This window comes from Algimonas arctica (assembly GCF_014652695.1).
Lineage (GTDB): Bacteria > Pseudomonadota > Alphaproteobacteria > Caulobacterales > Maricaulaceae > Litorimonas > Litorimonas arctica.
Genome location: NZ_BMZH01000016.1, coordinates 1 through 17032, shown reverse-complemented (window position 1 = coordinate 17032; position 17032 = coordinate 1). Strand labels below are relative to the sequence as shown.

The window sequence follows — 17032 nt, the reverse complement described above, 5'->3', positions numbered from 1 at the left end:
AAAATGGATGTTGTCTACCTTCGACCTGCTTTAGCTTATTATGTCGGTTCGGCACTTTTGAGCCTGTGCAGATACTTACGCATCAAAAATTCGATGATTTCATTTGAAATTTTGAAGCAGGCTTCTGAATCAACAAGAACATTGTCTTCAGGGTTGTTGTTGCTCTCAGTTGCTTTGATGGCGGCAGCCCCACATGATAATTGGGTCTTAGGCATTCTATGGGCCATTGCGTTAGTTGGACTAGCGATCCATGCTTTCATGATTTTTCGTGATCCAGTTCAGTGGTATGTCGCATCGGGTCTTTTTTCGATCATCTGCATTTTCATTGTAGCGATCATTGCTTTTGCAGGAACATTTTCATGAGACTTGGTGGACGTATCGCCGCCGCAGAAGAAGTTCTGCAGGACATTCTCACGCAACGCACACCTGTGGCTATGGCGCTACGGGATTGGGCCAAAGCGCATCGCTTTGCAGGATCCAAAGACCGGGCCGCGATCGGTAATATTGTTTATGACGCGCTGCGCCACCGTAGTAGCTTTGCCTACCGCATGGATGATGACAGCCCACGGGCTCTAGCGATTGCCGGGGCCGTTTGGGGCTGTGGCGTTTCCTTAGAGCAGCTGGAGTTTGATTCCGAAGATAAGCACTCACCCGCCGCTCTCACGGACGACGAGCGCGCGAACATTGGCGGACGAATTGATCTGTCGAGCGCCCCGGATTGGATTCAAGCCGATGTCCCGGAATGGATTTGGCCTGCGTTTGAGAACAACTTTACCGAAGACGCGATCAAAGAGGGTCAAGCGCTCGCCAAGCGTCCGCCGCTTGATATGCGGGTCAACACGATCAAGGCAAAACGAACCGACATCGCAACGGATGCGATTGCCACACCGCTCTCGCCTGTCGGTTTACGCCACCCGCCAATTATCGGGTTTGGGCGTCATCCTGATGTGCAATCCACATCCGATTACCAACGCGGCAAAATCGAAATGCAGGACGAGGGTAGCCAGTTGGTTAGCCTTCTTTGTGCGGCGCAGCCGGGCGACAAGGTTCTGGATTACTGTGCTGGCGGGGGTGGCAAGGCGCTCGCGCTTGCGGCTGACATGCTCAACAAGGGCGAAATCTACGCCTATGATATCGACAAACGCCGTCTCGCTCCAACTTGGCAACGATCCGAGCGGGCCGGGGCCTCAATTATAGAGGTCATTGCCCCACCCGCCGAAACATTGCCTGCGCTTAAAGGGGCTATGGACCGTGTCTTAATTGACGCGCCGTGCACGGGTATTGGGACGTGGCGTCGGAAGCCGGATGCCAAATGGCGTCTGACAGAAAATGCGTTGGAACGTCGTCGTAAGGAACAAGTCACGGTTCTGGATCAAGGATCTGAATTCGTGAAAGTCGGCGGGTTTCTTTTCTATGTCACCTGTTCGATGTTGGCCGAAGAAAATGAAGGCCAAGTCTACGCCTTTTTGGACCGCAATAAGGGATTTTCCCTGCTGAGCGCGGGCGAAGTGTTCGAAGAACGGTTTGGCGTCGATGGCCCGAAACCTTGGTCAGAAGACGGGCTTACTTTAACGATGACACCCGCTTCGACAGGAACAGATGGCTTCTTTTTCGCAGTAATGGAACGGACGAAATGAGCGAACAACACGACGACATTATTCAGCAACATGAGCGTTTGCTGATTGTCGATTTCGGGTCTCAGGTTACAAAACTGATTGCTCGGCGTGTGCGTGAAAGTGGCGTGTATTCTGAAGTCCATCCGTACAATAAAGTTGATGCCGGATTTCTCGCCTCGTTTAATCCCAAAGCTGTGATCCTATCTGGCGGTCCGGCCAGTGTCGCTGATGCTGGCAGTCCTCGCGCGGATGCGGGCATCTTTGATTTGGGTGTGCCTGTGCTCGGTATATGTTACGGACAGCAAACAATGGCGGCCCAATTGGGCGGCGCGGTCGAAAAATCCGACGAGCAAGAATTTGGACGGGCTTATCTGGAAAAGACAGGGTCATCCCCGTTGTTTGAAGGTCTAACCGACCGCGAACAGGTTTGGATGAGCCACGGCGACCGCGTTAGCAAAATGCCCAAGGACTTTGAAATAATTGCGAAAAGTCCCAATGCTCCACTGGCAGCGATTGCCGACGAAGCACGACGTTTCTATGGTGTTCAGTTCCATCCGGAAGTTGTTCACACGGAGAATGGCGCGCGTATATTACGTAACTTCACGCATGAAATCGCAGGCTTTGACGGCGATTGGACGATGGCCGCTTTTAAAGGCGAAATGATCCAAGCGATCAAAGATCAAGTCGGTGACGGCAAGGTGATTTGTGGTCTCTCCGGGGGTGTCGATAGTTCTGTTGCGGCCGTGTTGATCCATGAAGCGATTGGCGATCAGCTAACGTGCGTTTATGTCGACACCGGCATGATGCGCATGGGCGAAAGCGCACAAGTCACAGCCCTGTTTCGTGATCACTACGACATTAATTTGATTCATGTGGATGCGAGCGATGAATTCCTCGGCCTGCTGGCGGGGGTCTCCGATCCGGAACGGAAACGGAAAATCATCGGTGGGACCTTTATTGATATTTTCGAGCGCGAAGCCAAAAAGGTCGGCGGCGCAAAGTTCCTCGCCCAAGGAACCCTATATCCTGATGTGATCGAGTCTGTTTCCTTTGATGGCGGGCCATCCGTCACAATTAAGTCCCACCATAATGTGGGTGGCTTGCCGGAGCGGATGGACCTGAAACTGGTCGAACCTTTGCGCGAATTGTTCAAAGATGAGGTGAGGGCGCTCGGCCGCGAGCTAGGCTTGCATGATGACTTTGTCGGTCGTCACCCATTTCCGGGCCCTGGCCTGGCCATACGCTGCCCCGGTGAGATCACAAAATCACGCCTCGATATCCTACGTGAAGCCGACGCCGTCTATCTCGACCAGATCCGTAAACACGGGCTTTATGATGATATTTGGCAGGCCTTTGCCGTGCTTCTGCCGGTGCAAACCGTCGGTGTTATGGGCGATAGCCGGACATATGACTTCGTTCTGGCCCTTCGCGCGGTCACGTCAACAGACGGGATGACGGCGGACTACTATCCCTACAGCCACGAATTTCTGGGCGAAACGGCGACACGTATCATCAATGAAGTGCGGGGGGTGAACCGGGTTGTCTATGACGTGACGTCAAAGCCACCCGGAACCATTGAATGGGAATAATCGCAACGCGCGATTAAAGCCTAGCGATTGAAGAAAGCCGGCATATCGCCGCCAAATCCAGCCTCTTTGCTCGAATTTCCGCGGGATTTTGATTTCCCGCGTGCATTCGTCGATGATTTTGGCGTGGATGACTTTGGCTCAAAAGGCTTCTTAACCTCGGATTTTTCACGCTGACTTGACTGACGTTTTGGCTCCGACTGATTTTTTTCATCAGACTGCGGCTTAGAGCGCGATCGTGCTGGGCGACGGCTGGGCGTTTTGGACGCAGCGGTGTTAGATTCAGGTGTAGTGTTCTTCGACGTCGTCGCGGTCAGGTCCGCATGGACAGGGGCCGTATCATTCGAAGCCGTATTTGATTGTCTACCGGGCGCTTTGCGTGTCCGCGTTGTCTTGGCACGTGGTTCACGTTTTGGCTTTGCAGGCGTTTCGGTTTTCGTTTCAACAGCCGGGGTTTCGGACTGAACTGGCTCAGATTTTGGTGCAGGGCGACGGCTGGAATTACCACGCGAGGATGAAGACTGCGATGATGAGCCGGATGAACGACCCTTGCTACTTCCGCTACGACTATTGCCGCGGTTTCCGCCTCGGCCTTCCCGCGGCATATTATCAACGTCCGGAATCTCAATTTCTTCGATCGAATCTTTACCGATTAGATTGAGAATGCTGCTGTAATTTTTATCATCCAACGGCGCGACGAGCATGATGGCGTCGCCTTTACGGCCCGCACGGCCTGTCCGGCCGATCCGGTGAATATAATCTTCGGAGTGGAAAGGGACGTCATAGTTAAAAACGTGGCTGACGGAGGACACGTCAAGCCCGCGTGCGGCGACATCAGACGCCACCAGAAATTTAATTTCGCCCGCTTTGAAACGGTCGAGAGTCTTTGTACGCAGGCTTTGTGCCAAATCCCCATGAATGGGTTCCGCGCTAATGCCATGCTTTGTGAATGACTTGGCAACAACATCGACGTCTTTTTTGCGATTACAAAAGATAATCGCGCTATCGACAGTTTCGCCTTCAATGATCTTGCGCAACGCTGTGCGCTTAAGCTTACCATCGGACGAGGGAACGCGGGCGATCCGCTGACGAACCGTCTTGGCAGTTGAATTTCTGCGCGCGATTTGTACCGTAACAGGCTGGTGTAAGAATTGATCGACCAATCGTTTGATTTCAGGCGGCATCGTGGCCGAGAAAAACAGAACTTGGCGCGTAAACGGCGTCATTTGGAAAATACGCTCAATATCGGGAATGAAGCCCATATCCAGCATGCGGTCCGCTTCATCGACAACCAATGTTTGCACACCTGTCATCAAAATTTTACCGCGTTCGAATTGGTCAAGCAGGCGACCCGGCGTCGCGATCAGAATATCAACGCCTTTGGTCAATTTCCGGTCTTGTTCCGCAAAGGAGACGCCGCCGATAAGCAGGGCGGTTTCGAGCTTTAGATATTTGCCGTAGGTCTTCACATCTTCGGCCACTTGAGCCGCCAGTTCGCGAGTTGGGCAGATGATCAAACAGCGCGGCATACGCGCGCGGGCGCGCCCTTTTGCCAGTTTGTGCATGGTTGGGAGCACAAAGGCGCCCGTTTTACCCGTACCCGTCTGGGCAATGCCGAGAACGTCTCGGTTTTGCATCGCAGATGGAATAGCTTGGGCCTGAATAGGCGTCGGTTTTTCGTACCCAATCTCGCCAAGCGCCTTCAGAATTTTGGCGTCTAAGCCAAGTTCTGCAAAGGTGATGTCGACAGGTGCGTCAGGGGATATTTCAGTCGGGGAGTCTTTGGAGCTCACGTGGGTGTTCTTTCGGGCCAGGCGCCGGGCATCATCGGTCTTGATGGCGGCATCGCATGCGACTCTCGCACGCACCTCTCAGGCCAGCGCACCCTACACGGGCGCACAGTAATATCAAGGGATGCTATAAGTTGGAATCTGTTTAGTTGAACGACCGTTTTCAGAGCGATTCACCAAGCTTCATGGCTGCCAATTTTCATCGAATTGCGCCTATATTTAAACGGTCCGGCGCCTGTCCAATTTTTGCCATCAGGAAAACGAACTTCGACGCCATGAAGCCCGTCAGTGTCAAACAGTCGCATATTTACGCCCATCATATCAACGGGCCCGTGCTGATCCGTAAAGGACTTTGCCATTGTGAAGTGCGTTGTGGCAGAACAGGATTTGCAAGATTGAACTTCGGCAGCAGGGTTATCTTTATCCTTCCTCATTACAGATGTTGTTTCACCAACGACGTGAACAGTTGCAGGCGAAAAGTAGCCCCAAGCGCCGCCCGACTTTCGGCATAAAGTGCAATTACAATCGTGAATAAATTCAGGCTTGGCATCAATTGTGACACTGACAGATCCACAAAGGCAGTTAGCAGTCATATTCATTCCCATCAGTTTTGCGTCACCCTGCACGGACGTCAGCGATTGGACTGACTTGATCTATCGGTATTTATAGGGCCGATCATCGTCAATTGTCGGATTATAGCGGTCCCGAAGGGCTGTCATACGCGATTCCAGCGAGAGAGCCTCTCCGTCGCGGTACATGGCGACAGGGGCCGACGTGGCTTCAAGTGGATCACCGTCCCAGACAACGAGGGAGGCGGGACTCCCCACATCCATAGTGCCTAAGTCGATCCCAAACCAACGAGCCGGTGTTCCTGTGATCGCTTGGAAAGCAGCTTCCCGTGATAGGCCATTGCCAACGGCATTCCCAGCATGGTGGGCCAAGCCCCCCGCCTTAATTGTGCGGAACGAAGAGAGACCCAAAATAGCGAAATCGACGCCTGCGGCATCAATGGCGACGACGTTATCGAGCGATGCATTCACTGAATCAAAGCTGTCAGGCAGATTTTCATGCGGGTCGACGATCACTTTGATGCCGGCGCCGGCCAACTCATTGGCGACGAGATGGGCTTCTTCGGCGCCAACGACAATAATATCGAGCGCGGGATAGTCAGCCTTCAGTGCAATAATCGCCATAAGATCAGAAGCGCGACTGGCGCTAATCATGAGCGGCACACGTCCGGCAACAACGGCACGAAGGGCACGCGCGTCACGGCGGCGCAGAACATCACCTTCATCTTGGGTGAGATAGCTGCGGCGGACATCATCCAATGCGCCACGAAGTTGGGACATTGCGGCCGAACGAGAGCCACCCGCGCGCCGCGCGCCAGATTCTCCGAGAGCAATATGGATTAGGGCTGTGTCGTTCAAGACAGACGAATTTGTGCCGTCGAGGCTGACAACAAGCCCCGTTCCGCCAAAGATTGTATTGCCCGTGGGATTGGGCACGATGGCGGCATAAAGAACGCCGCGCCGACGGGCATTGGCAATATGAACTTCGCGCGGATTAAACGAGTCAGAGGCTCGGAGTGACGCTGAGGCAAGATCAGTATTCGCCGATGTATCGTTTGTGTCGCGTTCGCCGCCAATATCAACAATGCCGAGCGTGGAGACAGAGGCCACGAGTGCGGGGCTTACCCAAACGTCGGTCATAAAGGTCGAGCCGTCTGTGGCGGCCAATTCTGGCCCCATCGCGGTGATCATACCGTCACGCATTTGAATGTCGGCCGTTTGGCGCGTGCCATCAGACGCAAGAACGGTGACGTTATCGAGGAACATATCCTGAGCGAAAGCAGATGTGGCCGTAAGCAAGGACGCGACGGACGCGAGAAGGAGGTGTTTCATCGGGCAATCTCCGTACCAAGGCGGAAGTCGGACTGAGGCTTCAATCCAGTTTCGCGATCAAACATCAAGGCGCCATCTATATAGACTTGGTCAGGGCGCGAGAAAGTGGAGTAGGGGTCTCCGTTCCAAATCAGGACGTCCGCGCGTTTGCCAACTTCGAGTGTGCCTGTTTCGTCTAAGATGCCCAGTGCTTTGGCCGGGTTAGTCGAAAGCCATGTCCACGCTTCTTCTTTGGAGATATCCAATCCAGCGCGATTGCCATTGGCGCGCGCCTTGGCGACTTCCTGATTGAGGCGTTGAATGTTTTTATCATCGTCCGAGTGGATCATGGCACAAGCTCCCGCCGCATGGACGAAGGGGATGTTTTCCAGAATGCCGTCATAGCTTTCCATCTTAAAGCCGTACCAATCGGCCCACATCGCTGCACAGGTGCCGTTTTCGGCAAGCAAATCGGCAATTTTATAGGCCTCAACCGCGTGATGGAATGTCGTGACTTTATAGCCAAATTCTTTGGACAGGTCGATGATCTGCGCCATTTCATCAGCACGGTAGCAATGCATTTGAATGAGGATGTCGCCGTTCAAAACACCGGCAAGGGTCTCAAGCTGAAGATCGCGCGTAGGTTCATCCCCATCTTCGATTTTCTTCTTATACTCCGCCGCTTTGATCCAGTTCTTCCGGTATCCAGCAATGTTGCCCATACGAGACCCGGGGCCACCTTTGTTACCATAGACACGCTTTGGGTTTTCGCCGCAGGCCATTTTTAGTGTGTAGGGCGCGTCCGGAAACTTCATCCCTTGGACGGTGCGCGATGGGGCATTGCGAAGTGTCACGCCGCGCCCGCCAAACAAGTTAGCGGATCCGGGGAGGATATGCAGGGTCGTGACACCGCCTTGCAATGCTTCGTCAAAGCCCGGATCTTGCGGCCAAACGCCGTGTTCAGCGGACACTTCGGACGTAATCGGCGAGGTCACTTCATTGCCGTCACTATGTGCATTGACGCTGGGCGTCGGATAATTGCCGAGATGGCTATGTATATCAATAATGCCGGGCGTTACGAACCGTCCACCTGCGTCCAGTATAGTCGCGTCATCGGCGCTTAGGTCTGTACCGATCGCTGAAATGCGCCCGTCTACTATTAAAAGAGAGTTGGCCGATGTTGCCGCGCCAGTACCGTCAATAATGGCGGCATTGGTGATGAGCGTCGTCGTAGATGCCATCGGTGTGTAGGTGCTTGGGAAGGCGGTCGGTAGCTCGAAAGCTTTTGTCTCTTTCTCGCTATCATCGGCGGAAGTGCAGGCCACGAGGAGCGCAGCGGAAAGGGCGAGGCAGGATCGAAGTGTCATCATGAGATTACCGTAACGTCGAGTTTTTTAGGCGCAAGTCCTAGTCGAACGATGTGTCGATCAAAAGTGCGGATTCAAGACATTTTTTATATTGGGCCTTGGTGATTTCAATCGCGCCTAGTGTCGCCAGATGATCCGTCATGAATTGTGCGTCAAGCAGAGTGAACCCACGTGCGCGTAAGCGGTCAATGAGATGTATGAGTGCCAGCTTCGACGCATTTGTCTGGGTTGAAAACATGCTCTCCCCAAAGAATGCCCCGCCTTGTGTGACACCGTAAAGACCACCGACCAATATCTCTCCATCCCAAACTTCGACGGAATGGGCCTCTCCACGCTCATTTAAAATACCGTAAAGCCATTCGATACCGTAGCTGATCCACGTTTCTTCGCGAAGATCGGCGCAGGCCGTAATAATGTGAGAAAACGCGTTATTGATCGTTACTTTAAGGGGGGTTTTACGCGCAAATTTTTGCATGGATCGGGACGGCGAAAACGTCTCAATCGGAAAGACAGCGCGCGTGTCTGGCTCCATCACATACAAGCCTTCTGCGTCTCGGCTATCCGCCATCGGGAACACACCGCGACGGTAGCATGCGATCAGGTCCTCGGGGCCGAAACTGCTCACTGATCCGCAGCGGACTTGAGTTTAACTTTCAATTTGCGAATATCTTCCGCCCAAAGAAAACCAAAAGAGACGGCCCCGTCGCGTGTGTGGACGGCGTGATGGATACGGTGCGCCTGAACGAGGCGTTTCATATAGAACCCACGTGTTTTGACGAAGAACGGCCAGCGTTGATGTACCAACCCGTCGTGTACAAATCCGTAGAGGAGCCCATAAACGGTGAGTCCGAGCGCGACAAACCATAGAGGTGTCCACCATAGCGAGCCGACGATAAAGAGCCCGGCTGCAAAGACAGAGAACACAACGGCGTAGAGATCGTTGGTTTCAAACAATCCTTTCGTCTCCGTATGATGGCTTTCATGCCACCCCCAACCGGGTCCGTGCATCACATATTTATGGATAGCCCACGCAAAAATTTCCATGCCAATCACGGCGAATATAACGGTCAGCGTCGCGGCCCATGGACTCACAATCTCCGCTCCCGCTTCCGCGCCGGCAGGCGCCACCAAGGTTCATTCGGATAGAGGTGGTGTTCGTGGTGGTAGCCAAAATGAAAACAGGTCAGCAGCGAGAGCCAGCGCGGGTAGTTATTGGTCCGGGCGAGATGCTCATCAGCAAAAGTGTTGCCGTGGCGGTGGGTCAGGTATGTGCCGAAATAGAAGAGTTGGACTGATGAGGCGATAGCGGGAACTGCCCACATAATGACGAGGTTTAAATAAGAAGCGCCGAGCAGCATATAGACCGCCCCGATACCAGCGAGCACGAGGATTTGCGTCCACGCGAAATAACGTAAAAAGAACTGCACATACCACGGCCAGAAATCAGTCGGATTATCGGCGTAAAAGTCTGGATCGTCCTCGGTTCCCGGCGTTGCGTGATGCTGGTGGTGCGCGGTGCGCATGCGGTCCCATGAAAAGCCCGCGTACCAGACCATAATGATCCGCCCGACCCACTTATTAAGGGCCGGGTATCCCGGAGAAAAAGAGCCGTGCATCGTGTCATGCGCCACGATGAATAGGCCTGTGTAAAGCCAAATTTGGACGGCAATTAGGGCAATTGTTATGACCCACGGATCCCCTATAACATGGAAAAAGACGGCATAGAAATGAACCGCAATCCACGCTCCACCGAGCAGAGCCGCGAAAAGCGGACCTCTATTCGGCGTGGATATGTCGCGGGTAGCGGAAATAGGGTCTTCTCGCGGGTTTGGGTTTTGTCGCTCTTATAGGTTAAATTCGCAACAGTTGGAACCGTTCAAGGCGGGGTAGGCTTGCGACGATCTGCCCTCTGCCAACATATCAAAATCAGAGATCGCGGAGAAAAGAGAACTGACGGTCGATTAAAGCGGAGAGCGTTTTCGTGGTCAAAAGGTTTGCGCGAGAGAGGGCTGTTTTGGCATTGGCGAGATAGGTTTCTAGCATCGCTTTGGTTTCTGACATGGAATGTTTGGCGACCAACGTGGTTTTTCCTGTATCGCGTCCGGATGTTTTCCCACTTATTTCAGGGGGCTGTAGAACATCTTTAATGTCATCCAGTAACTGAAACGCAAGGCCGATTTGGCGTGAAAAGTCTTTGAGCGCGGCGCGCTGTGCGGCGGGGCTATTAGACATTATAGCAGCGGCATCGGCGGAGAAGTCAAATAAGGCCCCGGTCTTCAAGCGATTGACACGCTCGATTTCCGATACACTCGCGCTGCCGGTATTATCAAGGTCGGCCATTTGTCCGGCGATTAAACCGCTTGTGCCAACGGCATAAGATAAAAGATCGCAGAGTTCGGCGCGCTGTTCGGCGTCCAGCGCCCCATTGCGGGCCACAACACCAAAGGAACGGTTCAGTAGCGCCGTCGCTGATAAGATCGCCGTGCTTTCGCCGAATGCGACATGGGTGGTGGGCTGATTTCGGCGCAGATTCGCATCATCCATACAGGGCAGATCATCGAGGATCAGCGACGCCGCATGGACCATTTCTATCGCGCAGCCGACTTCCATCGCGGCCTCTTGTCTGGCCTCATCAATTCCGCAGGCTTGGGCGAGAAAAGCTGTGAGCAGCGGTCTAAACCGTTTACCGGGAGAGAGCAGGGCATGACGTTGCGCCGCGTGTAACTGACGGGGCCATGTGTCCGCGGTGGGAACAAGAGCGGCGAGGCACGCGTCTATTCGCCCCCGCATAGCATCGATCTGCGCATGCGTGTCTTCGTTAAGGTCGAATGCCGTTACAGTCATTACATGCCTCTGGCACAGGGCCGATAGGACGACTAGTCCATCATGCGTTTTTCATTGATCAGGATCAGGAGTTCTGCGGCCGCTTTGGCATCACACAGCGCCCGGTGGTGGCTTTTCAAATCAATCTCAAAATCGCGGCAGAGGTTTTTAAGCGAATAAGAGCGATGGCCCGGATAAAAGCGGCGCATTGACGCGACAGTGCAGAGTTTCGGATAGCGAAACCTTTGGTCGATCATTTCATATTCCGCCGACATGAAGCCATAATCGAAATTGACATTATGTGCGGCAAATATTGAGTCGCCCATGAACTCACGAAATTGCTCAGCGATCTCTAAGAAAATAGGGGCACCCGCGACCATTTCATTGGTGATGTTCGTGATCCGGGTAATGTTCGGTGGGATCGAGCGTTGCGGATTTAACAGCGTCTGGAACTCATCCACGACCTTTCCGCCGATCATCTTCACGGCACCGATTTCAGTGAGTCGGTGCAATCCGGGTCGACCACCTGTCGTTTCAACATCGACAACAACATAGGGCTGGCTAGGGTCAACGGCCCATTCGATCTTTGCGATTTTAATCGGGAATCCGGCGGCGGAGAGTTGGCGCATGCGTGTGAGCTGATTGCGGCGCAAACTGTCACCGACCGTCTTCACTTCAACAAAGCTGACGCGACCGTCCTCAATGAGCATGAGATCAGGAAACCCGTCTTTTGTCCCGCGCCAATCCTGCGACATTAACCGAAGCAGGTGGGCGACCCCGCCGCGCGGCGCGTGTATTAAGAGCGCTTTGATCCGGTCGAGCGAGCGCGAGCCCCAATGCACGAGGGCGCTATCTTCGCTGTAATGCATGGACAGTGTCCGAAGTAGATCGAGAAGGGCCAAAGGGGGATTGTCTAAACGGCTCAGGCGCGCTTCGATTTCTGTCTGATGCGCAGCGTAAAATCCCCCCGCGCGGAGAATTTCGGGTAAGCGCCTACGGCCTTGATGGCCATCGTGCAGAATATCCCAAAACAGCAGGCCAAACAGATTGCGCCACGGCACATTCTCAGACCGATAGGTATCAATCCCTTTGGCTTTATAATGTTTGAGCACGGCTCGTTCTGGTTGATTGCGAAAGGCTTCGTCCAGCGTCAGCACTGTCGCCGTGCGCAGAAGGTCCGTTGTCGCAGAGGTGCGTTTTTTATGAAATTTACGCGCGTAAAAATCTTCGGCAAAGCTGGCTTCTGAATCAGAGCCCGGGTTTTCGATCAGGGATTCTAGCCGGGCTTTACACCACTGCCTGTCCTCGTCGGCGTTTCGCGTCCAGCGAATGCGAATAACGCGTTCATTACAGAGCGGCGCGTCGCTCTGCGTATAGAGGTGCAGGGCGCGGTCGTGGTCCTCTTGCCGCTCTGACCAGCCGCCCAATTTTTGCAGGAGTTTATCGTGATGCCGGGTCGACAGGTCACAGTCTGGCCTTGGCCACGTGTCGAAGCTTTCGCAGAATCGCGTCGCGTCAAAATCCGTGCCGTTACGGAGGTCGTGCAAGGCCTTGGCGTAGAAGAACGCGATCTTTGCCTCTTGCGGTGTGTCAAATTGAGGACCGCTCTGATCATCATTCGTATCCCGAACAAGGCCGAGGTCTCGATGGGTGAGAGTTTGAAGGTTATCCTCGATCCGCCCGAAATAGAGGAAGAGTAGATATTGCAGCGCCTCACGTCGTCCTTGTCCGACGTAGCGCTCAGGAATGACGGCATCGGACGGGTCGGTCTGAGATTGGGCGAGATCGACCAGCACAGACTTCTTCCAGCTCTTCTTGAACAGCGTCGCGCACATCGTATCGGTCATAAAGGCGACGAGATCGGGCTTGGGAAGGCTTGATAGCCAGTCCCGGAAAAGAGGGCTCGCGATGGGGTCAATGAAATTCTGATCGCGGAGCGTCACCCATTGTTGGGTTTGATCTGTGATTTCGTCATAGGCAAACTTATCGCGGTCAAAGACATATCCCCGGCGGTTGGCCATCCGGACGTAGGTGGCCTGCGCATTGCGGGGCAGCGCGTCAAACGCGGCGATGAATCCCAAATCGACCTTACCAAGAAGATCAAAGTGTTTGGCGTGAACATCCTTTAGGAAGCTATTGAAATGCGTCAGGTAATAAAATTGGGGGAGTTCGCGCGGTTTCCACGCACTGCCCGTCTTTGCCCGGCGAAAGCGACGTTGCTCTGCGCGAACATGATCATGAGCCCGCGCTCGGTTCATCCCGTTATCCCACGCTTATTCACAGATTTATCCTCAGCCTTACCCACAACGGCAATTGTATGTGTTCGTCTTTCGTTCTCAAACCATAGAGAGCGTTATGGGGTCAAGGGGCTACACGCAGGCGCGGCGATATTGAGCGGTGGTTACGCCCAATTTATTCCCTGCGTCGGTTCGCATAATAACGATTTAGTTCTCAAAGCTCTGATCGACATCACGCCGACATAAGGCCTTCGACTGGTTCTAGAAATGTCTTTGCGAAGAGGGGCGAGTTTGTGAGTTGGGTTAGAAGAATGAATTTTTAGACCACGTGTGGGCCTAGTTGAAGACCTCCCGCCCCTTTTGGCCAAAACGAAAAAATGTATTTTTTTCACGCGCATTTTTAATGAACGTGTCTAATACGAATTGATTACTGGATTGGGCGCCCTCTTTTCCGAGAAAATTTTGAGGATGAAGCCTACTTGAGCAATCTTTGCTGGGTGGTTTGTTTGAGGAATTGTTCATGTACGATGAAACGCTATCTTTCGAAGGTTGTGTGACCTCAGTTGTTTCGAATAGTGCGAGTTTATCCTCCGGAACAAAACGCCTTGGAAAAAGTGCGGTTGCAGTAGCTGCGTTCAGTCTCGCTATGTTGGCCGATGCGGCGGCGGCTCAATCCGGAGAAGCTGGTTCGATTGCTTTTGTTGATCTAGCGGTGATCGATGGCATTGAATCCGTCAAGAAACTGGCCGACGGCGGGCTGGAAATTGTTTTGTCGGACGGTCGCACAATTGTCATTGATGCGGGATCGGTTCAGTTTGAAGGCGATTCCATTTTAATCTCTCAAGCTGTTGTTAATTCTGAAGGCTTGATATTCTCGGTTGTTTCTGACGGAACGAGCGCCGGTACGGGCTTTGGAGGCGCAGGAGTTTATGTCGGAGGTGCCGCAGGTGTCGCGGGCTTAGCCGTTGCGGCGATGGGCGGCGGAGGTTCCGCTGAGCCAGCCTTCCAAGACGCGGCTGTTAAATTGAATGCTGTCCCAGAATTCAAACCGCCTTCTCCTGTTACTGCGACCGAGAACAGCGTTGAGGCGTTTCAGAAAATTGCCACATGCGCGGATGGTGATGACGTGACATATAGCCTCTCTGGCGTTGATGCGGGACTATTCAATATCGACGTCAACACGGGTCTCGTGACATTTAAAGAGGCGCCTAATTTCGAAGACCCCGCTGATTCTGATGGAGACAATGTCTATCAGGTTACTGTCTCTGCAACCGATGGTCAGGATAGCGCCTCTTTAGATGTGGATGTAACTGTTCAAGATGTCGTTGAAGCCCAGAGCTTTGTCGGAACAGAGGTCAGTGACACCTTCGTCGGAACTGAAGAGGGAGACACTTTCACCGATGTTGGGTCTGGCGATTCCATTGATGGTTTAGCTGGGGACGATAGCATTTCGATTTCCGGGACAGACTTTGTGTCTATCGCTGGCGGTGAGGGACGAGACACGCTAAAAATGGGGGCGGACAATCTATTTCTTGATCTAACGATTTCGAATGCTGGTGACGTCGCTGAAAAGGTCGAGAGCTCCAGCTCGCGCAAGGATGGTGTGAGTGGAATAAGTGGAATTGAAGTTATCGACTTCGGCACATCTCAGGGTTCGTCGATAAGTCTTGATGCAGCAGGCATTGCTGCGTTGACGGAACAGCGAGATGAAAACGGCAATGCAATCGTCGATATTCTCGGGGAAAATGGAGGTTTTGTTGATTTAAGCACTGGGAACTTCACACAAGGTGCTGCTGTCACTGAAAATGGAATTACGTATATCGTTTATACGGATGGGAATTCCATTGTCCGTATCCAAGAGACGATAACGGTCGATAATCTAGCAAACCAGGCCCCCGAGTTCATATCGACTTCTTCGGTTTTCGTTGAGGAAAACGGTGTTTTGGCTTACACGACCGAAGTCGTCGATCCGGATGGCGATGCGTTGACTTACACGCTGTCTGGAACAGATGCAGCGTTATTCGACATTGATGCCGCGACAGGCATTGTTACTTTTATGGCGGTTCCAGATTTTGAGGCGCCAACAGACGCCAATGATGACAATGTCTATGATGTAATTGTTACGGCGAGTGACGGCACCACCACGACGGATCAGGCGGTTGCGATTACGGTGACCAATGTAAACGATAACGCCCCGATCTTTACGAGCGCTGCAACCGCGACGGTCGCGGAGAATGCAACAGGTGCTGTCTATATAGCGGCCACAACGGACGCCGATGGTAGTGCGGTCACCTATAGCCTGTCAGGGGCGGATGCCGCTCAGTTCACGATTAATGCTGCGACGGGTGAGGTGGCATTCCTAAATGCTCCCGATTTTGAGACCCCGTCGGATGTCGGCGAAAATAACGTCTATGATATTATTGTGAGCGCCAATGACGGCGCAGCCACGACGGATCAGGCGGTCGCCATCACGGTCACCAATGAGAATGATAACGCGCCGGTCTTCACAAGCGCTGCGACCGCGTCTTTCGCCGAGAATGCAACGGGCATCGTCTATACTGCGACCACATCGGACGCCGACGGTAGTGCCGTCACCTATTCGCTCTCTGGCGCTGACGCGGCGCTATTTTCGATTGATACGAACACCGGTGTGGTTGCGTTCCTCACGTCGCCTGACTTTGAGGCGCCCGGAGATGCGGGCGGCAATAATGTCTATGATGTGATTGTTACGGCGAATGACGGCGCAACCACGACGGATCAGGCGGTCGCCATCACGGTGACGAATGAGAATGATAACGCGCCGATCTTTACGAGCGCTGCGACCGCGTCTTTCGCCGAGAATGCAACGGGCATCGTCTATACTGCGACCACAACGGACGCCGATGGCAGTGTTGTCACCTATTCTCTCTCTGGCGCGGACGCAGCTCTGTTTGATATTAACGCGACGACGGGCGATATTACCTTCATCACGGCCCCAGACTTTGAGACTCCTGGAGATGCTGGCGGAAAGAATTTCTCTATAATTGGTCCACGTAGGCCTGAGGGCGGCGACTATGTCCTTGACGTCGTCGTCACGGCGAATGACGGCGCCACCACGACGGATCAGGCGGTCGCCATCACGGTCACCAATGAGAATGACAATGCGCCGGTGTTTACGTCTGGCGTAACTATCAGCGTTGTGGAGAACCAAGACGAACTTCAGACGCCATTTTATACGGCGACAACGACGGATGCTGATGGCAGCGCGGTGACCTATAGCCTGTCAGGGGCGGATGCCGCTCAGTTCACGATTAATGCTGCGACGGGTGAGGTGGCATTCCTAAATGCTCCCGATTTTGAGACCCCGTCGGATGTCGGCGAAAATAACGTCTATGATATTATTGTGAGCGCCAATGACGGCGCAGCCACCACCGATCAAGCGGTCGTGATTACCGTGACGAATGAAAATGACAATGCGCCCATCTTTACGAGCGCTGCAACCGCGTCTGTCGCGGAAAACCAATCGGCGGCCTATACTGCGAGCACAATGGACGCCGATGGTAGTGCGGTGACATATAGCCTGTCAGGGACTGACGCGGCGCTGTTTTCGATTGATACGAACACCGGTGCGGTTGCGTTCCTCACGTCACCTGACTTTGAGGCGCCCGGGGATGCGGGCGGCAATAATGTCTATGATGTGATTGTCACGGCGAATGACGGCGCAACGACGACGGACCAAGCGGTCGCCATCACG

The 17032-nt window shown here is 53.5% G+C and carries 13 protein-coding genes; 4 read left to right on the top strand and 9 right to left on the bottom strand.

All coding sequences use genetic code 11. The features are described 5' to 3' along the window. Positions 1 to 3: 3 nt before the first annotated feature. The 3 genes from IE105_RS13655 to guaA are packed head-to-tail and all read left to right on the top strand — an operon-like array spanning position 4 to position 3205. Positions 4 to 363 carry a hypothetical protein gene (locus IE105_RS13655; protein ID WP_189499382.1) on the top strand — a complete coding sequence of 120 codons (360 nt, stop codon included), beginning with the start codon at positions 4 to 6 and terminating at the stop codon, positions 361 to 363. Then, complete coding sequence (locus tag IE105_RS13650) at positions 360 to 1637, top strand: RsmB/NOP family class I SAM-dependent RNA methyltransferase (protein ID WP_189499380.1); 1278 nt, start codon at positions 360 to 362, stop codon at positions 1635 to 1637. The genes IE105_RS13655 and IE105_RS13650 overlap by 4 nt, the downstream gene beginning before the upstream one ends. After that, complete coding sequence (gene guaA, locus IE105_RS13645) at positions 1634 to 3205, top strand: glutamine-hydrolyzing GMP synthase (RefSeq protein WP_233354169.1); 1572 nt, start codon at positions 1634 to 1636, stop codon at positions 3203 to 3205. The genes IE105_RS13650 and guaA overlap by 4 nt, the downstream gene beginning before the upstream one ends. 20 nt (positions 3206 to 3225) lie before the next feature. On the opposite strand, the gene IE105_RS13640 is transcribed toward guaA, so the two are convergent. The 9 genes from IE105_RS13640 to IE105_RS13600 all read right to left on the bottom strand — a co-directional run bounded on the left by IE105_RS13640 (position 3226) and on the right by IE105_RS13600 (position 13320). Further along, positions 3226 to 4995: a DEAD/DEAH box helicase gene (locus IE105_RS13640; RefSeq protein WP_233354168.1), complete on the bottom strand. Its 1770-nt coding sequence runs from the start codon at positions 4993 to 4995 to the stop codon at positions 3226 to 3228. A 170-nt stretch (positions 4996 to 5165) separates the two neighbouring features. Beyond that, entirely contained in the window at positions 5166 to 5618 is a 453-nt protein-coding gene (locus IE105_RS13635) for a GFA family protein (protein WP_189499378.1), read from the bottom strand. A gap of 27 nt (positions 5619 to 5645) precedes the next feature. Then, the gene (locus tag IE105_RS13630; RefSeq protein WP_189499376.1) at positions 5646 to 6893 is read right to left on the bottom strand and encodes an amidohydrolase family protein; all 1248 of its coding nucleotides are present in this window, start codon (positions 6891 to 6893) and stop codon (positions 5646 to 5648) included. Then, positions 6890 to 8242, bottom strand: a complete 1353-nt coding sequence (locus IE105_RS13625) for an amidohydrolase (protein WP_189499374.1) — start codon at positions 8240 to 8242, stop codon at positions 6890 to 6892. Before IE105_RS13625 ends, IE105_RS13630 begins: the two co-directional genes overlap by 4 nt. Before the next feature lie 37 nt (positions 8243 to 8279). After that, complete coding sequence (aat, locus tag IE105_RS13620; RefSeq protein WP_189499372.1) at positions 8280 to 8864, bottom strand: leucyl/phenylalanyl-tRNA--protein transferase; 585 nt, start codon at positions 8862 to 8864, stop codon at positions 8280 to 8282. Continuing rightward, complete coding sequence (locus IE105_RS13615) at positions 8861 to 9331, bottom strand: sterol desaturase family protein (protein WP_189499370.1); 471 nt, start codon at positions 9329 to 9331, stop codon at positions 8861 to 8863. The genes aat and IE105_RS13615 overlap by 4 nt, the downstream gene beginning before the upstream one ends. Further along, positions 9328 to 9918, bottom strand: a complete 591-nt coding sequence (locus IE105_RS13610) for a fatty acid desaturase (RefSeq protein WP_373299109.1) — start codon at positions 9916 to 9918, stop codon at positions 9328 to 9330. The genes IE105_RS13615 and IE105_RS13610 overlap by 4 nt, the downstream gene beginning before the upstream one ends. Before the next feature lie 247 nt (positions 9919 to 10165). Then, positions 10166 to 11083 carry a polyprenyl synthetase family protein gene (locus IE105_RS13605; RefSeq protein WP_189499367.1) on the bottom strand — a complete coding sequence of 306 codons (918 nt, stop codon included), beginning with the start codon at positions 11081 to 11083 and terminating at the stop codon, positions 10166 to 10168. A 32-nt stretch (positions 11084 to 11115) separates the two neighbouring features. Further along, positions 11116 to 13320: an exonuclease domain-containing protein gene (locus IE105_RS13600; RefSeq protein ID WP_189499365.1), complete on the bottom strand. Its 2205-nt coding sequence runs from the start codon at positions 13318 to 13320 to the stop codon at positions 11116 to 11118. A gap of 499 nt (positions 13321 to 13819) precedes the next feature. On the opposite strand from IE105_RS13600, the gene IE105_RS13595 reads away from it, so the two are divergent. Then, positions 13820 to 17032 (top strand): cadherin repeat domain-containing protein (locus IE105_RS13595; protein ID WP_189499363.1); only part of this gene is annotated, 3213 nt, incomplete at its 3' end.

What these genes read in the sequence shown, in the direction of transcription:
- IE105_RS13650 (WP_189499380.1), top strand. Translation starts at nt 360, where the DNA reads ATGAGACTTGGTGGACGTATCGCCGCCGCAGAAGAAGTTCTGCAGGAC.
- guaA (WP_233354169.1), top strand. Translation starts at nt 1,634, where the DNA reads ATGAGCGAACAACACGACGACATTATTCAGCAACATGAGCGTTTGCTG.
- IE105_RS13630 (WP_189499376.1), bottom strand. Translation starts at nt 6,893, where the DNA reads ATGAAACACCTCCTTCTCGCGTCCGTCGCGTCCTTGCTTACGGCCACA.
- IE105_RS13605 (WP_189499367.1), bottom strand. Translation starts at nt 11,083, where the DNA reads ATGACTGTAACGGCATTCGACCTTAACGAAGACACGCATGCGCAGATC.
- IE105_RS13655 (WP_189499382.1), top strand. Translation starts at nt 4, where the DNA reads ATGGATGTTGTCTACCTTCGACCTGCTTTAGCTTATTATGTCGGTTCG.
- IE105_RS13600 (WP_189499365.1), bottom strand. Translation starts at nt 13,320, where the DNA reads ATGAACCGAGCGCGGGCTCATGATCATGTTCGCGCAGAGCAACGTCGC.
- IE105_RS13625 (WP_189499374.1), bottom strand. Translation starts at nt 8,242, where the DNA reads ATGATGACACTTCGATCCTGCCTCGCCCTTTCCGCTGCGCTCCTCGTG.